The sequence below is a fragment of the Phyllobacterium endophyticum genome, assembly GCF_003010935.1.
In the GTDB taxonomy this organism is placed as follows: Bacteria; Pseudomonadota; Alphaproteobacteria; order Rhizobiales; family Rhizobiaceae; genus Phyllobacterium; species Phyllobacterium endophyticum.
Map to the genome: position 1 here is coordinate 118,853 of NZ_PGGN01000008.1, position 16,432 is coordinate 135,284.

16 protein-coding genes are annotated in these 16,432 nt (G+C 55.3%); 7 read left to right on the forward strand and 9 right to left on the reverse strand.

Features of this window, described 5'->3' with window-relative positions:
- The first annotated feature begins 668 nt into the window (after positions 1–668).
- Genes CU100_RS26170 through CU100_RS26190 form a run of 5 tightly spaced genes read left to right on the forward strand, consistent with a single transcriptional unit; the run spans position 669 to position 4,780 of the window.
- Positions 669–1,646, forward strand: coding sequence for an ABC transporter ATP-binding protein (locus tag CU100_RS26170; RefSeq protein ID WP_106719571.1), 978 nt, complete (start codon positions 669–671; stop codon positions 1,644–1,646).
- Between the two features lie 41 nt (positions 1,647–1,687).
- A complete protein-coding gene (locus CU100_RS26175; RefSeq protein WP_146141903.1) occupies positions 1,688–2,716 on the forward strand; it encodes an extracellular solute-binding protein in 1,029 nt (342 codons plus the stop codon).
- Positions 2,717–2,741: 25 nt separating this feature from the next.
- Positions 2,742–3,599, forward strand: coding sequence for an ABC transporter permease (locus CU100_RS26180; protein ID WP_106719573.1), 858 nt, complete (start codon positions 2,742–2,744; stop codon positions 3,597–3,599).
- The gene (locus tag CU100_RS26185; protein WP_106719574.1) at positions 3,596–4,375 is read left to right on the forward strand and encodes an ABC transporter permease; all 780 of its coding nucleotides are present in this window, start codon (positions 3,596–3,598) and stop codon (positions 4,373–4,375) included. The genes CU100_RS26180 and CU100_RS26185 overlap by 4 nt, the downstream gene beginning before the upstream one ends.
- Positions 4,376–4,399: 24 nt before the next feature.
- Entirely contained in the window at positions 4,400–4,780 is a 381-nt protein-coding gene (locus CU100_RS26190) for a tautomerase family protein (protein ID WP_106719575.1), read from the forward strand.
- Positions 4,781–5,047: 267 nt separating this feature from the next.
- Here the strand turns inward: CU100_RS26190 and CU100_RS26195 are convergent, their stop codons facing one another.
- The 7 genes from CU100_RS26195 to CU100_RS26230 form a co-directional block, all read right to left on the reverse strand.
- Positions 5,048–5,494, reverse strand: coding sequence for a RidA family protein (locus CU100_RS26195; protein WP_106719576.1), 447 nt, complete (start codon positions 5,492–5,494; stop codon positions 5,048–5,050).
- Positions 5,491–6,702 carry a pyridoxal phosphate-dependent aminotransferase gene (locus CU100_RS26200; protein ID WP_106719577.1) on the reverse strand — a complete coding sequence of 404 codons (1,212 nt, stop codon included), beginning with the start codon at positions 6,700–6,702 and terminating at the stop codon, positions 5,491–5,493. The genes CU100_RS26195 and CU100_RS26200 overlap by 4 nt, the downstream gene beginning before the upstream one ends.
- Before the next feature lie 46 nt (positions 6,703–6,748).
- Positions 6,749–7,735, reverse strand: a complete 987-nt coding sequence (locus CU100_RS26205; protein WP_106719578.1) for a threonine ammonia-lyase — start codon at positions 7,733–7,735, stop codon at positions 6,749–6,751.
- A gap of 240 nt (positions 7,736–7,975) precedes the next feature.
- Entirely contained in the window at positions 7,976–8,179 is a 204-nt protein-coding gene (locus CU100_RS26215; protein WP_146141904.1) for a KH domain-containing protein, read from the reverse strand.
- 284 nt (positions 8,180–8,463) lie between these two features.
- Positions 8,464–9,168, reverse strand: a complete 705-nt coding sequence (locus tag CU100_RS26220) for an HAD-IA family hydrolase (RefSeq protein ID WP_106719581.1) — start codon at positions 9,166–9,168, stop codon at positions 8,464–8,466.
- Positions 9,169–9,328: 160 nt separating this feature from the next.
- Positions 9,329–10,498: an arsenite efflux MFS transporter ArsK gene (arsK, locus tag CU100_RS26225; protein WP_146141905.1), complete on the reverse strand. Its 1,170-nt coding sequence runs from the start codon at positions 10,496–10,498 to the stop codon at positions 9,329–9,331.
- 11 nt (positions 10,499–10,509) lie between these two features.
- The gene (locus CU100_RS26230; protein ID WP_106719582.1) at positions 10,510–11,382 is read right to left on the reverse strand and encodes a fumarylacetoacetate hydrolase family protein; all 873 of its coding nucleotides are present in this window, start codon (positions 11,380–11,382) and stop codon (positions 10,510–10,512) included.
- 143 nt (positions 11,383–11,525) lie between these two features.
- On the opposite strand from CU100_RS26230, the gene CU100_RS26235 reads away from it, so the two are divergent.
- Positions 11,526–12,518 carry a D-2-hydroxyacid dehydrogenase gene (locus CU100_RS26235; RefSeq protein ID WP_106719583.1) on the forward strand — a complete coding sequence of 331 codons (993 nt, stop codon included), beginning with the start codon at positions 11,526–11,528 and terminating at the stop codon, positions 12,516–12,518.
- Between the two features lie 3 nt (positions 12,519–12,521).
- Positions 12,522–13,724 carry a pyridoxal phosphate-dependent aminotransferase gene (locus tag CU100_RS26240; RefSeq protein WP_106719584.1) on the forward strand — a complete coding sequence of 401 codons (1,203 nt, stop codon included), beginning with the start codon at positions 12,522–12,524 and terminating at the stop codon, positions 13,722–13,724.
- Positions 13,725–13,738: 14 nt separating this feature from the next.
- On the opposite strand, the gene CU100_RS26245 is transcribed toward CU100_RS26240, so the two are convergent.
- Together CU100_RS26245 and CU100_RS26250 are read right to left on the reverse strand one after the other, a co-directional pair.
- Positions 13,739–15,010 carry an NAD(P)/FAD-dependent oxidoreductase gene (locus CU100_RS26245; RefSeq protein WP_106719585.1) on the reverse strand — a complete coding sequence of 424 codons (1,272 nt, stop codon included), beginning with the start codon at positions 15,008–15,010 and terminating at the stop codon, positions 13,739–13,741.
- Positions 15,003–16,430, reverse strand: a complete 1,428-nt coding sequence (locus tag CU100_RS26250) for an FAD-binding oxidoreductase (protein WP_170113982.1) — start codon at positions 16,428–16,430, stop codon at positions 15,003–15,005. The genes CU100_RS26245 and CU100_RS26250 overlap by 8 nt, the downstream gene beginning before the upstream one ends.
- Positions 16,431–16,432 lie beyond the last annotated feature (2 nt).

Sequence of the window (16,432 nt, forward strand, 5' to 3'; positions counted from 1 at the left end):
CAAGACATACGGTGAGATTTACTTCGAGACGTCAGTCAGACCTCATGACTGGCTCGCTTTGGGCGGCGCACGCAACGGCTCGAGACGATCATCCACTATCTCGCACGCGATCACTTGGCGAGATCCGAAGGGTTTGGTGGTGACGATCGAAGTGAACAGTCGGTATCTAACCTCCGATTTGACCATTCGATCAGACAGAGATGATAGCGTTTCCGACGGCGATGTCCCTTTCGACACGTCAACGATTAACCAGGCTTTTCTTCGCGTTTCTAGCCAGGCATCAAGCTTTGCCGCCCTGTTCGAGCTGGATTGAAAACCACTGGCGGTTGTGTGGGCGACATCCAGTTCCGGAAAACTTATCAGGCGTCAGATGTACGGTCTCGCAAAGTTCGATCTGCCGCAGGCCCCGATAGATAGCCGCGACTTATGAATGTAGCTTCAACAAAGTGCATCAGAGCCAATTCTCGGTGGCAATCAACAGCGATTTGCAACCTCCTTGTCGCGGACCTGATTCAGGACGCCAGCCGTCAATCTGTTGACACCGTACCGATTAACGATTATCGCTAATACTAATAACGTCGAACTGACAGTCGCGTCTTTGAAGGGGACTAACGGATGCTGGGGTTTAGCGAGCAATCATTTTATTTGTCGACTCGTACGGTAAACTGATGAGCGACATTCGACTGAGCAAAATTCGTAAGGACTATGGTATATTCACGGCAGTCGCCGACGTAGACCTCCATGTGGTTAATGGTGAATTCCTCACGATCCTCGGGCCAAGCGGTTCGGGCAAAACCACGTTACTGGCCTTGATCGCGGGGCTCTCGGGTCCAACCGGCGGCCAAATGCACATTGGCAGCCAAGACGTCACCTACACGCCTCCGCAAGGAAGGAATATTGGGCTCGTGTTTCAGTCATACGCGCTTTTTCCCCATATGACTGTCGCTGAGAATGTTGCCTTTCCTTTGGAAGTTCGTAAATGGTCTCGCAGTAAGAAAGACGAAGCCGTTGGCCGAGTTTTGCAGATGATGCAACTGGGCGCTCTCTCAAGCCGGAAGCCGTCGCAACTGTCGGGGGGTCAGCAACAGCGAGTAGCGTTAGCGCGAGCAATCGTGTTCCAGCCCAACATCCTGCTGCTCGATGAACCCTTGGGGGCGCTCGACAAAAAACTCAGGGAAGAGCTTCAGGTCGAACTCAAGCAGTTGCAGCGCCGTCTTGGAATTACGACGCTGCTGGTCACCCATGACCAGGAAGAGGCCCTGTCTATGGGAGATAGGGTGATGATTCTGAACGAAGGCAAGGTCCAGCAAATTGCAACGCCGGAAATCGCCTATCTTCAACCCGCTAACCGCTTCGTTGCCGAGTTCCTCGGTACCGCCAACATCGTATCAGTGTCGGACGGTAGCAGCAGGAAAGGCATATTGCGTCCCGAACGTCTGCTCCTGCGCACCTCAGCTGGGACTAATAAAGGGGTGGCTACCGTGGTAAGCGACCTCGTCTATCTAGGCCAAACGGTAAGATATTATCTCTCCGCCGCTGACGGCACCTCCTTCATCGCGGTGCGGCCATTTGTCGGACCAAAATTCGCTCTTGGTTCTGCTGTTAACGTATCTTGGACCGAGGAGGATGTCTGGCCAATCGACTAAGCATATTGATCAAACATTCAACAAAAGAAAAGGGGAATTACATGCACAGAAGAAGTTTCAATAAAATGGTGGTTGCGGCGGCTGTTGCAACTTTGGCGCATAAAGTGACCGGCGCAAACGCCGCAGTCGATGAATTGCGCTTGATCGAAGGCGGCGGTCTTAATGGCGACGCGATCGACGCGGCTTATAGTAAAGCGTTCACGGCCAAGACCGGTATCAACGTGGTTCGCGAAAGTCCAAATCCTTTCGGTAAACTGCGTGCGCTCGTAGAGAGTAAAGATTCCTCCGTAACCTTGTACGAGCTTGGTACTGCATCCCTGCAGCAGGCGAAAGCCCTTGGTCTTCTCGAAAAACTGGATTGGGAGAAAATTGCTCCCCTCCCTATGTTTCCCGAAGCTCGTGACGATTATGGGATGGGATATCAGTATTATTCAACGCTCATGTGCTGGCGAAAAGGTGAAAAGCCGCTCAAGACATGGGCGGATTTCTTCAATCCGAAAGACTACCCAGGCAAGCGCGCGTTGGCCGACGATCCGGTCTACGCTCTACCGGCCGCTTTGTTAGCAGCTGGCGTCCCAATCGGCAAATTGTTTCCGCTCGACGTGGATCTGGCCTTTCAAAAACTCGAAGAGATCAAGTCGAGCGTTTCGGTTTGGTGGAAAGCCGGGGCACAGCCGCCACAACTCCTTCGGGATAACGAAGTCCAATACGCGAATGCGTACTCAGGTCGGGTTGTCGGTCAAGAGGGCATCGATTTTACCTACAATCAAGCGAATCTCAGCATTGGGTATCTCACGGTTGTAAAGGGTTCACCTCCTGAAAGCGTGGAAGCTGCGTATAAATTCCTTCACGAAACGACGGATCCGGCAAACCAGTTAATTGCCGCAAAGGTGCTCCCATACTCTGGCAATTCGCCTGATTTCGAAAAGCTCCTCACGGCTGAACAGTTGCCGTCGTTCCCGACGACTGCTTCGAACAAGCAGGTGCAGCATTTCAGTGACCAGGCATGGTGGTTGGACAATGCAGCGACCGTTCAAACGCGTTGGCAGGAATTTGCGCTAAATCGTTAATGCGATTTGGTGGGAGGGTGCATCAATGGCTACCGTATCGCATACGCAGACCTACAGACGAAAATCCTGGGGAGCAGTTTTTTTCATCCTGCCGCTTCTCATCCTAGTGGTCATCGGGTTCGACATTCCGATAGTCACGATTTTCAACTATAGCATCTCGAGTGCGGACGGATACTCACTCGACAACTTTTACGAGTTGGTGACCACGCCGGTTTTCGCAAAAGTAGCATTGAACACCCTCCGAATAACCGTAATGACAACGGTGATCGTTGCGATCGCCGGGTACATTCTTGCGTACTGGATTTCCACACTACCCAAAACCGGCAGAATGATCGCGCTTGCGCTTGTCGTTCTGCCATTTTGGATCAGTGTCCTCGTCCGTACCTACGCATGGATCGTCGTTCTCGGTAACGCCGGGATTGTAAATAAGACTCTTCAGTCCTTAGGGCTTACTGCCGCACCAATCAGCTTCCTTTATAATGATCTCGGCGTGACAATTGGCATGGCCAATATCCAGCTTCCACTCCTGGTATTGCCGCTTTACGCTGCATTAATCCGGGTCGACCAACGCCACATGCAGGCCGCAGCTTCTCTCGGAGCATCAAAACGGGTGATCTTCTGGAGGGTGTTTTTCCCGCAAACGTTAAAAGCATATCTAGCCGGCATTATGCTGGTCACGATCGTTAGCATCGGCTTCTACATCACTCCGGCTATTCTGGGTGGTGGCCGTGTGCCCATGATGTCTAACGTCATCGAGACGTATATAAACACTGTCCCGAGATGGGAGTTAGCAAGCGCTATCGCGGTCATTCTTCTATTCGTAACTCTTGGCCTTTTCGCGATCTATAGACGCCTAGAAAACAGAACTGGAGATGAGCTATGACCCCAAACTACGCTGTACGAACGGTTGCGATCGTCACTCTGGGCTTTCTGATCCTGCCCGTGATCATCGTTATCCCGATGTCTTTCTCTTCAGCTAGTTCGATGAGCTTTCCTCCTCCGGGACTGTCGTTGCGATGGTATAGCTCGTTCTTTGGTAGTTCGGTTTGGGTTTCTGCAACGATCACATCAGCTGTCCTTGCATTGATTTCATCGACATTGGGACTTCTTCTCGGGTCAATGGCTTCTTATGGGCTCTGCAGGCGCCGCATCATGCAACGAGGCATTATTGAGAGCAATTTTATGGCTCCAATGATACTGCCCACGATCATCACTGCCGTAGCCCTCTATATCGCCTTTGCAAAAATCGGCCTACTTGGCACGTTAATCGGCTTGGTGATGGCGCACACGATCTTACTAGTCCCCTACGTGATGGTCGTCATGAACGTTGCATTTCGCTCGTTCGATTTACGTCAGGAACAGGTATCGTGGACCATGGGGGCATCATGGTACACCACGATGCGTCGGGTCGTGTTACCGCAACTTGGGCCCAACCTGTTTGCTGCTTGGGTCTTTGCATTCGTTCATAGTTTCGATGAAGTCGTTGTTACATCCTTCATCGCAGGGACCTACAACACTGTTCCAAAACAGATGTTCAGCGAACTGATCTTGGAAATATCACCAACCATCACCGCAGTTGCAACCCTCTTGATTGCATTCACCGTTGCTTCCCTGGCGGGCGCGACTCTGATCATGAAGCGATCGGTTCAAACCGTTTGACGGTAAAGCAATTCACGGAGGTAAATGATGCCGAGCACTAAATTGATAACGGGCACCTGGGCGAAATCGCGATCGCAGGCGCTGCTGGAGGCCCTGCAGCGGTCTATTGTCACCGGGCTTGAAGTCCCTGAGGACGATCGCGATATTATCGCTGAATTTATCGAGTCCGAGAATCGCATTGTGCCGTCGGGCCATGACCGAGAAAAATATACTCGCATTGAGATTCTACTTTATAGTGGCCGGGAATTAGCTACGAAACGGCGGCTCTACACTGAGGTCATCAACGAGTTAACAGCGTTTGGTCTGCCCAAGGAAGAAATTAAGGTAATCTTGGTAGAAATGCCGTGCGATAATTGGGGTATACGGGGCGGAATACCGGGATCTGAGGTCGACAGCGCCGCTTAAGAAGACGGCAGGGCGGCACCTCATTGGATGAATTTGTCATCTAGAGCTGGTGGGATAATGAACCGAGACCCAGGTGCGATCTTCGTCCACGCACCCCTCATCAAGGTTAGTTTTCCGGCGAGCGCCACTATTTATCGTCGTGCAACCTTTTCGCTTGAAGCATTCGTGAAATCCAGTAGTTGCATCGTCTTGGCCGTCTCGATAGAGGTCGATAAAGGGGAGCGATACTCAAACCTCCTTACAGAAGGTCCCCCGTTTGAAGGGAGACTAGCCACTAAGGCAAACACTCACAATGACCTGCAGCTCGACTGGAGCGTTCGAAGGCAACGAACTCACTCCAATTGCTGTCCTCGAACCGACGCCCTTCTGGCCGAGATTGTCGCGGAAATATGCAGAAGCAAAATCTGCAATACGGGAATGGTCGTTAAAACCCACTGGGGCGTTGACGTAAACCGTCAAGCTGACCACTTCGCAGATTATTTCGCCCTCCCGGAGTTGTGTCGCGGCAGCCGCAAGCGCGTTGCCTGCTGCCTGCCGAACGGCCTGGCTATACTCATCGATGGACTTATCAGGATCGATTTGACCAGTATGGATCAACGCGCCGGCCTTTCGGGGCGTCATTCCTGAGACATAAATGATATCGTTTCGCCGTGTGGCCACGTCATAGAGACCCTGCGAGCGTGGCGTATTGGCGTCGATGTTTGGCGCGCTCATTTTTTGTAACGCTCGACGAGTTCAACCAATCGTTTGACGGCTGCGACAGCCGCAGTGTGATCCTGGGAGAAGTTCAGACGAACGCTGTCCAGGGAATGCGGGCCGAACTCGCTACCCGGCGTCGCAATGACGCCTGTCTGATGTCTCAGAAGCTTCACGAAATCATGGGGTCCGACCTCCAGCGCGGGGAGTTTCGGGAAAAGGTAGCTGCCGGCCTGGGGCACGCGCACTGGCAGGCCGGCACCGCGGAAGGTTGATACCAGGTCATCGCGAATTGCTTGATGCAGTCTAATCCGCTCCTCCATCCAGCCGCTCGGCTCATTGAACCAGGTATTGAGTACCGCCTGATTGTAGCCCGATGCGCGCAGCGAAACGATGGCTTGAAGCTTTTCCATTCGCTCGATCAGATGGGCGCTCCCAAAGGCAGCGCCGAGACGGTAGCCGCTTAGCGATTCGGACTTCGACGGCCCCATGATGGTAATCAGGTTGTTGGGTCTCTCGCTTAGCGCGCGAAGGTGCGTGTATGAAGTTCCTTCATAGCGCAGGCGAGAATAAAGCTGATCTACAATCACCGTTGCGCCGTAAGCTTTGGCGAGCTTTGCAATCGCTTCAATCTCGGTTTTGGAATAAACCACCCCGGTCGGGTTGTTCGGGTTTGAAAAGACAAACACTTTCGCGCCAGCTTCGAAAGCCTGCTCTAACTCGTTGAGATTGATCCCGGCATCATGGTCCTTGCCCTCATAGCCAAGGATGACGGGGACCATTTCGCCGCCAAAGAACTGGACGAGCTTGCGGTTAGCAAAATAGTCCGGCTGGACGATGGCGACTTTGTCGCCATTCGTCACCGTCGCCGCAACAGCAAGGAATAGGGCACCCTGGGTGCCGGGCGTGATGATTAGCTCTTCGTTGGCGTCAACCGGCGCACCGGTGAAAGCGCCCACCCGTCCGGCCACGACACTGCGGATCGAGGCACTGCCACGATATTCGGTGTAGGCCTGCTTGCCGCCAGCATGCACCCCGTCAGCAAAGGCATCGAAGGAGCCAGGCGTGGGTTCAAAGGCGTCAACGTCACCGTGGGAAAAATCCACGGGCGTTCCAATCAGTGTCCCACCTTTCATCTGGTGCGTGATATTGTCAGCCTTGCTGCGCATCTCTTGCCCAGGTGCATTATCGGTGGCCAACGTCATGAACTTGTCTTCGATCAACATCTTGAATTCTTCCTCTTGGACTTTGAGAACTTGGTTCCAAAAATGGTTATGAGGTAATCGGCGATGAAAGCGCGCGCATGAAGACCCCGTTGTCAACATTGCCACCGGAGGCAACCACAATGACCGTGCGGTCCTTTGCACCGGAAGGATCTGAGAGAAGCGCGGCGAGCGCTACTGCCCCGCCTGGTTCGACAACAATGCGGAATTCCTCGTAGGCGAAACGCATCGCCGCCAAAACCTCCTCATCTGTTGCTGTTACCACGCTCGACAGTCGGCTCTTGTTGATGATGAATGGGAGCTCGGCCGGTGTCGGCGCTAGAAGCGCATCGCAGATTGAGCCCGTCAGTGCCCTGTTCGTCTCTCGATTTCCGCTTAGCAGGGAGCGCATCGTATCATCGAAGTCGGAGGGTTCCGCGGCCCAAACTTCCGCTTTGGACTTTGACGCCTCGACGCCGAGGCAGGTACCCGCCGAGAGGCCACCTCCGCCACATGGCACCATAACAACGTCAATATTCGAATTGCCGATCTGAGATAAGGCCTCGACCGCCACCGTACCTTGGCCGGCGATGATCTGAGGATGGTCTCCCGGCGGAATGATGGCCACAGGCGACCTTTCAGCGATGATCGCGGCGATCGATTCACGAGTTTCCTTGTGCCTATCATAGAGAATCACTTCCGCACCCTGCTTGCGGGCTTTAGCGATCTTCACAGCAGGAGCGTCGAAAGGCATCACGATCTTCGTTTCGATGCCTAGCATCTTGCCGACCGCAGCAATTGCCTGCCCGTGATTACCTGTCGAATAGGCAACGACCCCGCCCGGAAATTTGTCCCGCTCAAGCTGCGAAAGCGCGTTAAAGGCACCGCGAAATTTGAACGCGCCGGTGTGCTGCAGGCTCTCGAACTTCACAAAAATCTTGCCCTGTGTCCTGCGGTCGAGTTCATCTGAGCGCAGGAGCGGCGTGACGATTGCAATGCCGTCAAGTCGCTTGCGAGCCAGCAGGACGTCGTCTGCCGTTGGTATATTGTCGAGCATATGAGCCTCAGTGTGTCAGGATTTGGGAGAGGAAAAGGCGAGGGCGTTCGGTGGCCGGCGTCGTAAAGAATTGTTCGGCCTCCAGGATCTCGCCTCGTACCGTGACTATGTCGCGATCAGTTACTGTCTTGGCAAAGGCCATTTCATGCTTTACGACGACCCTTGCTAAGCTCTCTTTCGCGAGTGCCACTATCCCCGACAGCACTTCACAGAGAATTGGGGACCGCGGATGTCGGCCCGTCAAAAATAACGATAGGGTTCATCGCCGGTGACCTGGTTACTGCGAAACGCTGCTGCCGGCGGGAAAGCTGTGCCGGAAATGCCTCGGCCTTCGGAAATCGACCAGGCTTTGGCACGCCGCCGCTCAAGCACGGAGACTGCGGCGAGGCCACTGCTGTCGAGGATATTCAGATGCGGGTGGAACATGAAATGTTGAGAGACCATGCTGAGACGCGGGTGCAAACGAGATGCGAGTTTAAGATTATTTCCCACTGCAGTTCCCTTGATGATACCGGAGCCGCCCTGAAGCTCCAAGTCCGTTGATAGGCAGAACCACGTCCTCACCTTAGCGTGGTGCCAATGAAGTGTTCGTCACAGATTGATGTTCGCCCTGATCGATGACCGGGCGATCGCTCCGATCGCGCGACGGTGGACGCGCAAGAGGAAGTGAGATTTGCGGTTGCAAGTCTTATTGGGGTTTTTCATTATGTTCCTCTCAACTTGCGACTTTATGAAATAGCGGCAACAAGCTCCGCCAGACTGGAAAGCGTCAGATCAGGTTTTGCTTCCGCAGCACCTTCGCCCGACAGGCCAAGAAGGCGGTCTGGACGGTTGATCCATGCGCACCTGATTCCGAGCTTGTTGGCAGGCGTTATGTCCGCCCGCAGGCTCTGGCCGACGTGGAGAATGCGCTCCTTGGGAATTCCTTGCGCCTGCAGATCGGCAATCGCCGCGTTGAAATGTGGCCAGTCGGGTTTGTAGGCACCCACGCGTTCTGCAGTAACCACGAGGTCGAAGGTGAAGTTCATATTCTTGCAAGAGCTGGCGAGAGAGGCATTGTCGATGTTGCTGAGTGCGCCAACCTTTGCCGCCCGCTGCAGAATCTTGAGGCCGTCGTGGGTGTCGGAATATGCCGGCCAGAAGTGCGGGGTTGCCGAAAATGCCTCGCGCTGGACAGGATCGGGTGAAAGATCTAACTCGACGGCGATGCGGTCGAAGCACTTACGCAACACGTCGGGATAGAGATACGCAGGGCGCTCCTTCTGGATTTCGGCGCGTGCCCGGTCGAATGCCATTAGTAGTTCTGCGCCACGCGTCTTGATTCCTTCTTTTTCGGCCCAGGCGTCAAGGAAAGCGATGATTGATGGTTCCCAATCGATCAGCGTCCCATAGACGTCGAACGTAACTGCGTCAAAATCCTTCAGTCGAAGCATGAATATCCCCTTGGTATTGCTAAGCCGCAATTAGCGATAATCGATAAACGATTCAGAGTCAACAGTGCATTTTATTTCTGCAAACGATGATTTTTACTGGCGGTTTTGGCGGAACTTTTTGTCACGTGAAATTGGAGGCGAGCGGCACCAGCGCGGATTTTCATGGCCTAACAAACTTTCTAACGGATAGAAAAAATGCAACGCCAACAATCCCGAGCATCATGTTCAACCCCAAGGACCAACGTATCCCGAAGAGTTCCATGCCGTAGGAAAAGGCCACCGGCGCGGTGGCGCCAAAAGCCAGCCTTGCCGCCGTGATTTTCCCAGTTATCGATCCATAGTGCTGGAATCCGAACAGCCAGAGGGGCAGGGAGCCTTGCGCAATGCTGCTTGTACCCGATCCTAACCCGGCGCAGATGGCAAAGATTATCGCACCGATGAAATTGCCATTCGTCACGGCAAGGACGGCGCTGCCTATGGCAATGGAGGCGCATGACGCTGTCGCGAGCATCAGAGGAGACATTCGCGCGCCGAAGACCATGTTCAAGACACGGCTGAAGACCTGCGATGGGCCAAAAAAAGCGCCTACGACAACCGCACTTGCGCCGAGGCCAAGGGTTTCGAGCATCGGGACCATATGTGTCAGGACGGCCGAGAGCGTGAACGTCTGCAACGCGAAGGCAAGCGAGACGAGCGTAAGGGCGGGCCCCCGGTCCCGTCCAGCAAGAAGACCGGGAACGAGGACAGTTCCCACATCGCTTACCGATCGCCGTTCATCAGTTCTTGTGCGGATTGCAAGGACATGGACGGGAGCGCAGATGGCGAGGTTCATGATTGCAAAGGAGACATAGATTTCGCGCCAGCTCAGGCTTTCGCGCAACGAAGCAGAAAGCGGCCAGAACAGGGTCGAGGAAAATCCTGCGACGAGCGTCAGATACGTTATGCTTCTTCCTGCGCCCAGAGGACGTGCCTGTACTAGGGCGAGGAATGCGGCTTGGTAGAGCACCATGCTCGAAGTCAACTGCATCAGCAGGAGCGCTGCGAAAAACCCTGCGACCGAGCCACTAGCAGCGATAATGAATGTCATCGCGGCAATAGTTGATCCGACGGCCATCACCAACGCAGCGCCGTAAGCATCCATGACCTTGCCGATGTATGGCGCCGGCAGACTCCCGAAGAACAGACATATCGAATAAAGGCCGAAGACCGTCTCCAAAGGCAAACCGAAGTCGCGTGCGATGTCCGGAGCCAGTATGCTGAACGAATAGGTCATCGTTCCATAGCCGACAATCTGGGTGAGGCCCAGAGCGCCAATCAGCTTAGTAGGCACCTTATGCCCTCTTACTGATCAACGAGACTGTCGGCCGGCCCGGCGCGCTCGTCGGTGACAGAATTTTGTAGCAGACCTATACCTTCAATTTCAATCTCGACAGTGTCGCCGTGCTTGAGCCACAATTGCGGGTCCCGGCGCGATCCGACGCCGCCTGGTGTGCCGGTCGCGATTATGTCCCCCGGTTCCAGCCGGGTGAAGGTCGAGCAATATTCGATGAGGGAGGGGATATCGAAGATCATGTCTGCGATATGTGCGTCTTGGACAATCTGCCCGTTCAATCGCGTCCTGATTGCTGCGTTCACGATATCGCCAACAGCGTCTGCAGACATCATCCAAGGTCCGAAGCCACCCGTCGCCACGAAGTTTTTTCCCGGCGTAAACTGATGGGTATGGCGCTGATAGTCGCGGACGCTCGCGTCGTTGTAACAGGCATATCCAGCTATGTGATCGAAGGCCTTTTGACGGCGGATATGGCGTCCCGCCCGCCCAATGACTATGGCAAGTTCTCCTTCGTAATCAAATTCTTCGGACGCAAGGGGCCTCTCTAGCGCCCCAAGATGTCCGACCTGGGTATTGGCGAACCGAGTAAACAAGACCGGGTGGGATTGTGCTCTACGGCCCGTTTCCGCCCGATGTTCTACATAGTTGAGGCCGACACAGATGATCTTGTCTGGATCAACGATCGGTGGCAAAAGCCGGACCTCGTCAATCATACACCAACCCGATCCCTCCCAATGCGAATTGTGCTTAAGAAAACCGCAAGCCAAAGCCTGTTTTAGCGAAGCAATTCCGGCGTCATTTCCCGAAAAGTCGATGACGACTTCCCCATCGAGTCGTCCCCAGGACGCTTTGCCGTCCCGCTCAAAGCTGATCCATTTCACTGCGACGTCCTCTCTTTCACCGTGTCAATACGCGAACGGTTTAACACATCACAAACATCATATTAGCGATAATCGTTTAACGCTTGAATGTCAAAGTCTGGACGAGTAAAGTTAGTGAGAAGAATTGAAGCGAGCGAGGCAGTATGCGAATTCATGTTCAAAATCCGGCCGGCACTTCGGCATTTTCCTTTACGCGCGCGCAGTGGGACGCCGCTGTGAAGCGTCATCCAGACATGAGGGACTTAGAGGTGACAATCGACAACAGTGATGACGGCTGGTCAGCCGCATTGCCTGTTGCTGACATTGTTCTCACCTGGGTCGACATTGTCGGCGCGAAGCTTCGGGGCTGCGATCTTTCCCATGCGGCGCCTAGGTTGAAGCTCCTCTCCTGCAACTCTGCCGGCGTTGACCGGCTGGCGCCGTTTGACTGGTTGCCGAGGGACATCGCCTTGTTGAACAACAGTGGCATTCATGCTGACAAGGCGGGAGAGTTTGGCCTCATGGCGCTCCTGATGCTGCACAACAACATGCCCGCCCACATCCGCTCGCAGCACGCGCAGCGTTGGGCGCCGATGCATGCAACGACGCTGAAGGGCCGCACTCTCGTCATCGTCGGGCTGGGGGCGATTGGCGGCGGCGTAGCCCGTCTCGCAAAGATGCTAGGCATGACGATTGTGGGTGTTCGTAATGGCAGCGCGCCACATGAATATTGCGACGAGGTCGTTTCCGTCTCGGACATCCACAAGACGCTCGTCCGGGCGGAGGATCTTGTCCTTGCCTGTCCCTTGACCAAGGACACGCGAAACCTCTTGTCGCGCGAGCGCATCGCTTTGTTGCCGCGCGGGGCACGCGTCATCAATATTGGCCGTGGCCAGCTTTGGGACCAGGATGCGGTCTGTGATGCGTTGGATAGCGGGCACCTGCAATACGCTTTCACTGATGTTGCATGGAGCGAACCGGTCGAGGAAGGGCACAGACTCTGGGCGACGCCGGGCCTGATCCTCACCCCGCATATCGCCGCCGACGACCGTGACCGCTACAATGACATCACCTTGGACATCCTCTTCGAAAATATCCGAGCGCATGCCGCCGGACGTCCACTCCCCAATCAAATCGACCCTGTCAGAGGATACTGAACCATGAATTCACTCTCTTTCCCAAACGTCCCCGTCCAGCGTGACCTTGCTGAAGAACTGTCGCACCGCATCAGGAACGTCATCACCAGTCAAATCGGCATGGTCGCCGACCGTGGCCGCGATGACCCGGATGTCGTCAAGCTTTGGATCGGGGAAGGCGACCTTCCTACGCCGCCCTATATCGTCGAAGCCGCAGAGGCGGCGCTGCGTGCAGGTCACACGCGTTACACCTACTCGCTCGGTCTTCCGAGATTGCGCCAGGCATTGAGCGACTACCATTTCCGTCACTGGAATGTCCGTCTTCCAGTTGAGCGGTTCACTGTCACTGTTGGTGGCATGAACGCCCTCATGCAAAGCGCACAGGCTGTTCTTGATCCAGGCGACGAGATCATCGTGCCGACGCCGGCCTGGCCGAATCTGATCGAGTCCATGCGGCTTGCCGGCGGAACACCGGTGCTTGTGCCCTATGGGATTCAATCGGATGGCCGTTTAGCCCTCAACATCGACGATGTGCTCGCGGCAATCACACCGAAGACCAAGGCGATCCTGATCAACTCCCCCTCGAATCCCACGGGATGGGTCATGCCGCGCGAGGATATGGAAAAGTTTGTCGATCTTTCGCGCCAAACAAACATCTGGATCATCGCGGACGAGGTTTACGCACAATTCAAGTATGACGGCAGTGTCGCTCCCTCTTTCCTGCAGATCACCGATGAAAACGACAAGGTAATCGTAACCAACACGTTCTCGAAGAATTGGGCGATGACAGGCTGGCGCATCGGATGGGCTGTCGTTCCGCGCGGACTGGACAAATTTTACGCCAAGCTCAGCGAATACAACACGACAGGCGTTCCGACCTTCGTACAGCATGCCGCGATTGCCGCACTTGATCAGGGCGACGAATTCATTCGCCAGATGGTCAGTAGATGCGCTGAAACACGCAAGATCTTCGTCGATGGGCTCTCACAGATCGAAGGTGTAACCGTCCTGCCGCCAGATGGTGCCTTCTACCTCATGGTTGGTTTCCCCGGCGACGAGACCAGCCTCGACGTGGCCATCCGCATGCTCGCAGAAGCCAAGGTCGGTGTCGCCCCAGGCACGGCCTTCGGATCGGCGGGGCAAGGATATCTTCGGCTGTGTTTTGCCATCAGCCCGAAACTCGCACGCGAGGCAGTCAAGCGGCTGACGGGGTTTTTCAAGAAGTAAAAGCCTGACGAGCCTCATTGGCCAAATCGGGACGCAGAGTAGGGCGCCGGATCAATAAACGGCGCTCTGCCTACGATCAGTTGGGCGAGAAGCTTTGCTCCCGTCGGCCCGCCGGTCATGCCGTAATGGCCATGCCCGAAAAGGAAAAACAGATTGCCGAACTTCCGTGACGGACCGACGACTGGAAGGCTGTCTGGGAAGGATGGGCGGAAACCGATCCAAAAGGACCGGCTCTCGGTTGAAAGATCGGGAAAGAGCCGTTTGGCTTTGGTCACAAGAACCCTCGCACGGGCTTCGTTGGGTGGAGCCCGAAGGCCTGCGATCTCGACCGTTCCGGAGGCGCATAGACCGCATTCGGTAGGCGAGATGCTCATTCCCCAGTCCTTGTGAAGAATGGTAAATGGAACCGTCATGCCGGGATCCTTGAACATGGCATGATATCCACGCTCAGTGTCCAAAGGTAGGTCGATCCCAAGAGGCTCAAGCAGTTCGCCCGACCATGCCCCTGCTGTTACGACCACGCGCTTGGCGACATGAGTGCCGCAATTTGTCATGACGAGCCAGCCGCCGTTGCTTTCGGGAATGAGCTTTAGGGCCTTTTCTGCGCGGAATTCGACCCCGGCCTGCCTTGCTTTTTCTGCAATCGAAAGAACGAGGCGGCTCGGATTGACAGTGTGGCCATTGCCGGGGATCATGATCCCGCGCATCCGCTCGCCCGAAAGACCGGGAAACATCTCCCGGAGTTCGGCAGCAGTTAGATCGTGCGCCTCGATCTCTCTACGCTTGCGGATCAGACGTTCGATCGACGCGGTGCGGCTTTCCCGCGTTCCTTCGAAAAGTTGAACGTGGCCGAACGGGCGCAATAGATCATCAAAGCTATCTCCAAGGAGTTCGCGATAGACCGACCACACCTCGCGGTGAAGGTTCCGGATCGCCCGTGATATTGGCTCCACTCGATCCATCATCCCGGCGCGTATCCATCTGGCGAGCCATGGCGTAGCCTGCGGAAGATAGGCGGCACGCACCGAAAGTGGGCTGAGCGGATCGATCAACCATTTGGGAACATTCCAAATCATGCCGGGCAGCGCGATAGGCACAGCCGTGTCGGCACTGACAATGCCCGCATTGCCGAAGCTTGCGCCTCCGGTCCCCGGCAGAGGGTCAAGAACGACAACGCTCTCGCCAGCCCTTTGTAGAAAGGCCGCGGCGCAGGCGCCTGCAATGCCTGCGCCGATGACGATGCTCGGTGGCGTCCTGACAAGTGCCGAATCGATCAACTTACTCATCGGCGGACGTCTCCGGCGCAAACAACTTGCCAGGGTTGAGAAGTCCCTTTGGGTCGAATGCGCTTTTTATCGCCCGCATTAAGGTCCATTCACGCGGTTGCTTGTAAGATTTCAGACGGTCGCGCAGAGAAAGGCCAATACCGTGTTCTGCACTGATGCTGCCATCGAGGCCAATCGCAATCTCAAAGATGATGGAACTGACCTCTTTGGCCTTTTCTTCAAAAATCTCATCCGGGACCTTGGCGCGGTCAAAAATGGCGACCGCGTGAATATTACCGTCGCCGATGTGGCCCACGAACACGAGCTTGAGGTCCGAGCTACCTGCGAAAGCCGCTTCAACCCTACGGATGAAACGCGCGCCTTCGGACACTGGCACCGATGTGTCGTGCGACAAAACCCTCCCGGCGGCGTTGTTTCCTTCCGCCACCATATGCCGGAGGTTCCAGAACTGCGCGCGCTGGCTGTTGTTTTGGGCAACAGTCGCATCTTCGACCACACCGTCCTCGATGCATTTGTGGAGCGCTGTCGCGAAATGTTCGGTGAGAAGGTCGTTCGCGATCGTCTCGGTTAGTTCGATCAGCAGGTACCAACCATGCTCGGACTGGAGTGGTGCGATGATACCACAATGTTTTGTCGTCAACTGCATTTCGAGACCGCTGAGGATCTCGATCGTCGAAAGCCGGGCACCGAACTCCTCTTTCATGATCCCCAGAACGACAAGAGCGTCCTCCGGTGAGGCAAGGCCCGCAATTGCGGTGACGCGCGTTTTGGGCAAAGGGTATAGTTTCAATGCCGCTGCGGTAATAATGCCGAGTGTGCCTTCTGCGCCGATGAAGAGGTGTTTCAGGTCGTAGCCAGTATTGTTTTTTCGCAGCCTGTAGATTTGTTCCAGCACCTCTCCATCCGGCAGCACGACCTCGAGGCCCAGCACGAGATCGCGCATCGGCCCGTAACGCACCACCTCGAGCCCGCCGGCGTTCGTCGCTATGTTCCCGCCGACCTGACACGTCCCCTCGCTTCCAAGACTGAGGGGGAAAAGTCTGTTGACCTTTTCCGCCGCCTCCTGGATCTCCAAGAGTGTGCAGCCCGCCTCCGCAACGATTGCGTCATTGGTCACGTCGACGTCTCTGATCGTGCGAAGCCTCGTGAGCGAGAGGATGATTTCGTCGCCCCGCGTACTTGGGATCGCTCCGCCAAGCATACCCGTGTTTCCGCCCTGCGGGACGATTGCCACATTGTTCCGATACGCCCACGCTAGGACCTTCGATACCTCCGCTGTCGATTTCGGTCGCACAACGGCCCTTGCGACGCCGTGATAACGCTTTCGCCAGTCTTCAACAAACCCGGATTGTTCCTCCTTAGACAGGAGCACGTGCTGGTTGCCGACAATGTCCTTCAATTCCGAGAGGTTCGCGTCCATGT

What these genes read in the sequence shown, in the direction of transcription:
- CU100_RS26245 (WP_106719585.1), bottom strand. Translation starts at nt 15,010, where the DNA reads ATGAGTAAGTTGATCGATTCGGCACTTGTCAGGACGCCACCGAGCATC.
- CU100_RS26235 (WP_106719583.1), top strand. Translation starts at nt 11,526, where the DNA reads ATGCGAATTCATGTTCAAAATCCGGCCGGCACTTCGGCATTTTCCTTT.
- CU100_RS26215 (WP_146141904.1), bottom strand. Translation starts at nt 8,179, where the DNA reads ATGGTCTCTCAACATTTCATGTTCCACCCGCATCTGAATATCCTCGAC.
- CU100_RS26240 (WP_106719584.1), top strand. Translation starts at nt 12,522, where the DNA reads ATGAATTCACTCTCTTTCCCAAACGTCCCCGTCCAGCGTGACCTTGCT.
- CU100_RS26190 (WP_106719575.1), top strand. Translation starts at nt 4,400, where the DNA reads ATGATGCCGAGCACTAAATTGATAACGGGCACCTGGGCGAAATCGCGA.
- CU100_RS26175 (WP_146141903.1), top strand. Translation starts at nt 1,688, where the DNA reads ATGCACAGAAGAAGTTTCAATAAAATGGTGGTTGCGGCGGCTGTTGCA.
- CU100_RS26200 (WP_106719577.1), bottom strand. Translation starts at nt 6,702, where the DNA reads ATGTTGATCGAAGACAAGTTCATGACGTTGGCCACCGATAATGCACCT.
- CU100_RS26185 (WP_106719574.1), top strand. Translation starts at nt 3,596, where the DNA reads ATGACCCCAAACTACGCTGTACGAACGGTTGCGATCGTCACTCTGGGC.
- CU100_RS26195 (WP_106719576.1), bottom strand. Translation starts at nt 5,494, where the DNA reads ATGAGCGCGCCAAACATCGACGCCAATACGCCACGCTCGCAGGGTCTC.
- CU100_RS26180 (WP_106719573.1), top strand. Translation starts at nt 2,742, where the DNA reads ATGGCTACCGTATCGCATACGCAGACCTACAGACGAAAATCCTGGGGA.
- CU100_RS26170 (WP_106719571.1), top strand. Translation starts at nt 669, where the DNA reads ATGAGCGACATTCGACTGAGCAAAATTCGTAAGGACTATGGTATATTC.
- CU100_RS26205 (WP_106719578.1), bottom strand. Translation starts at nt 7,735, where the DNA reads ATGCTCGACAATATACCAACGGCAGACGACGTCCTGCTGGCTCGCAAG.
- CU100_RS26220 (WP_106719581.1), bottom strand. Translation starts at nt 9,168, where the DNA reads ATGCTTCGACTGAAGGATTTTGACGCAGTTACGTTCGACGTCTATGGG.
- CU100_RS26250 (WP_170113982.1), bottom strand. Translation starts at nt 16,430, where the DNA reads ATGGACGCGAACCTCTCGGAATTGAAGGACATTGTCGGCAACCAGCAC.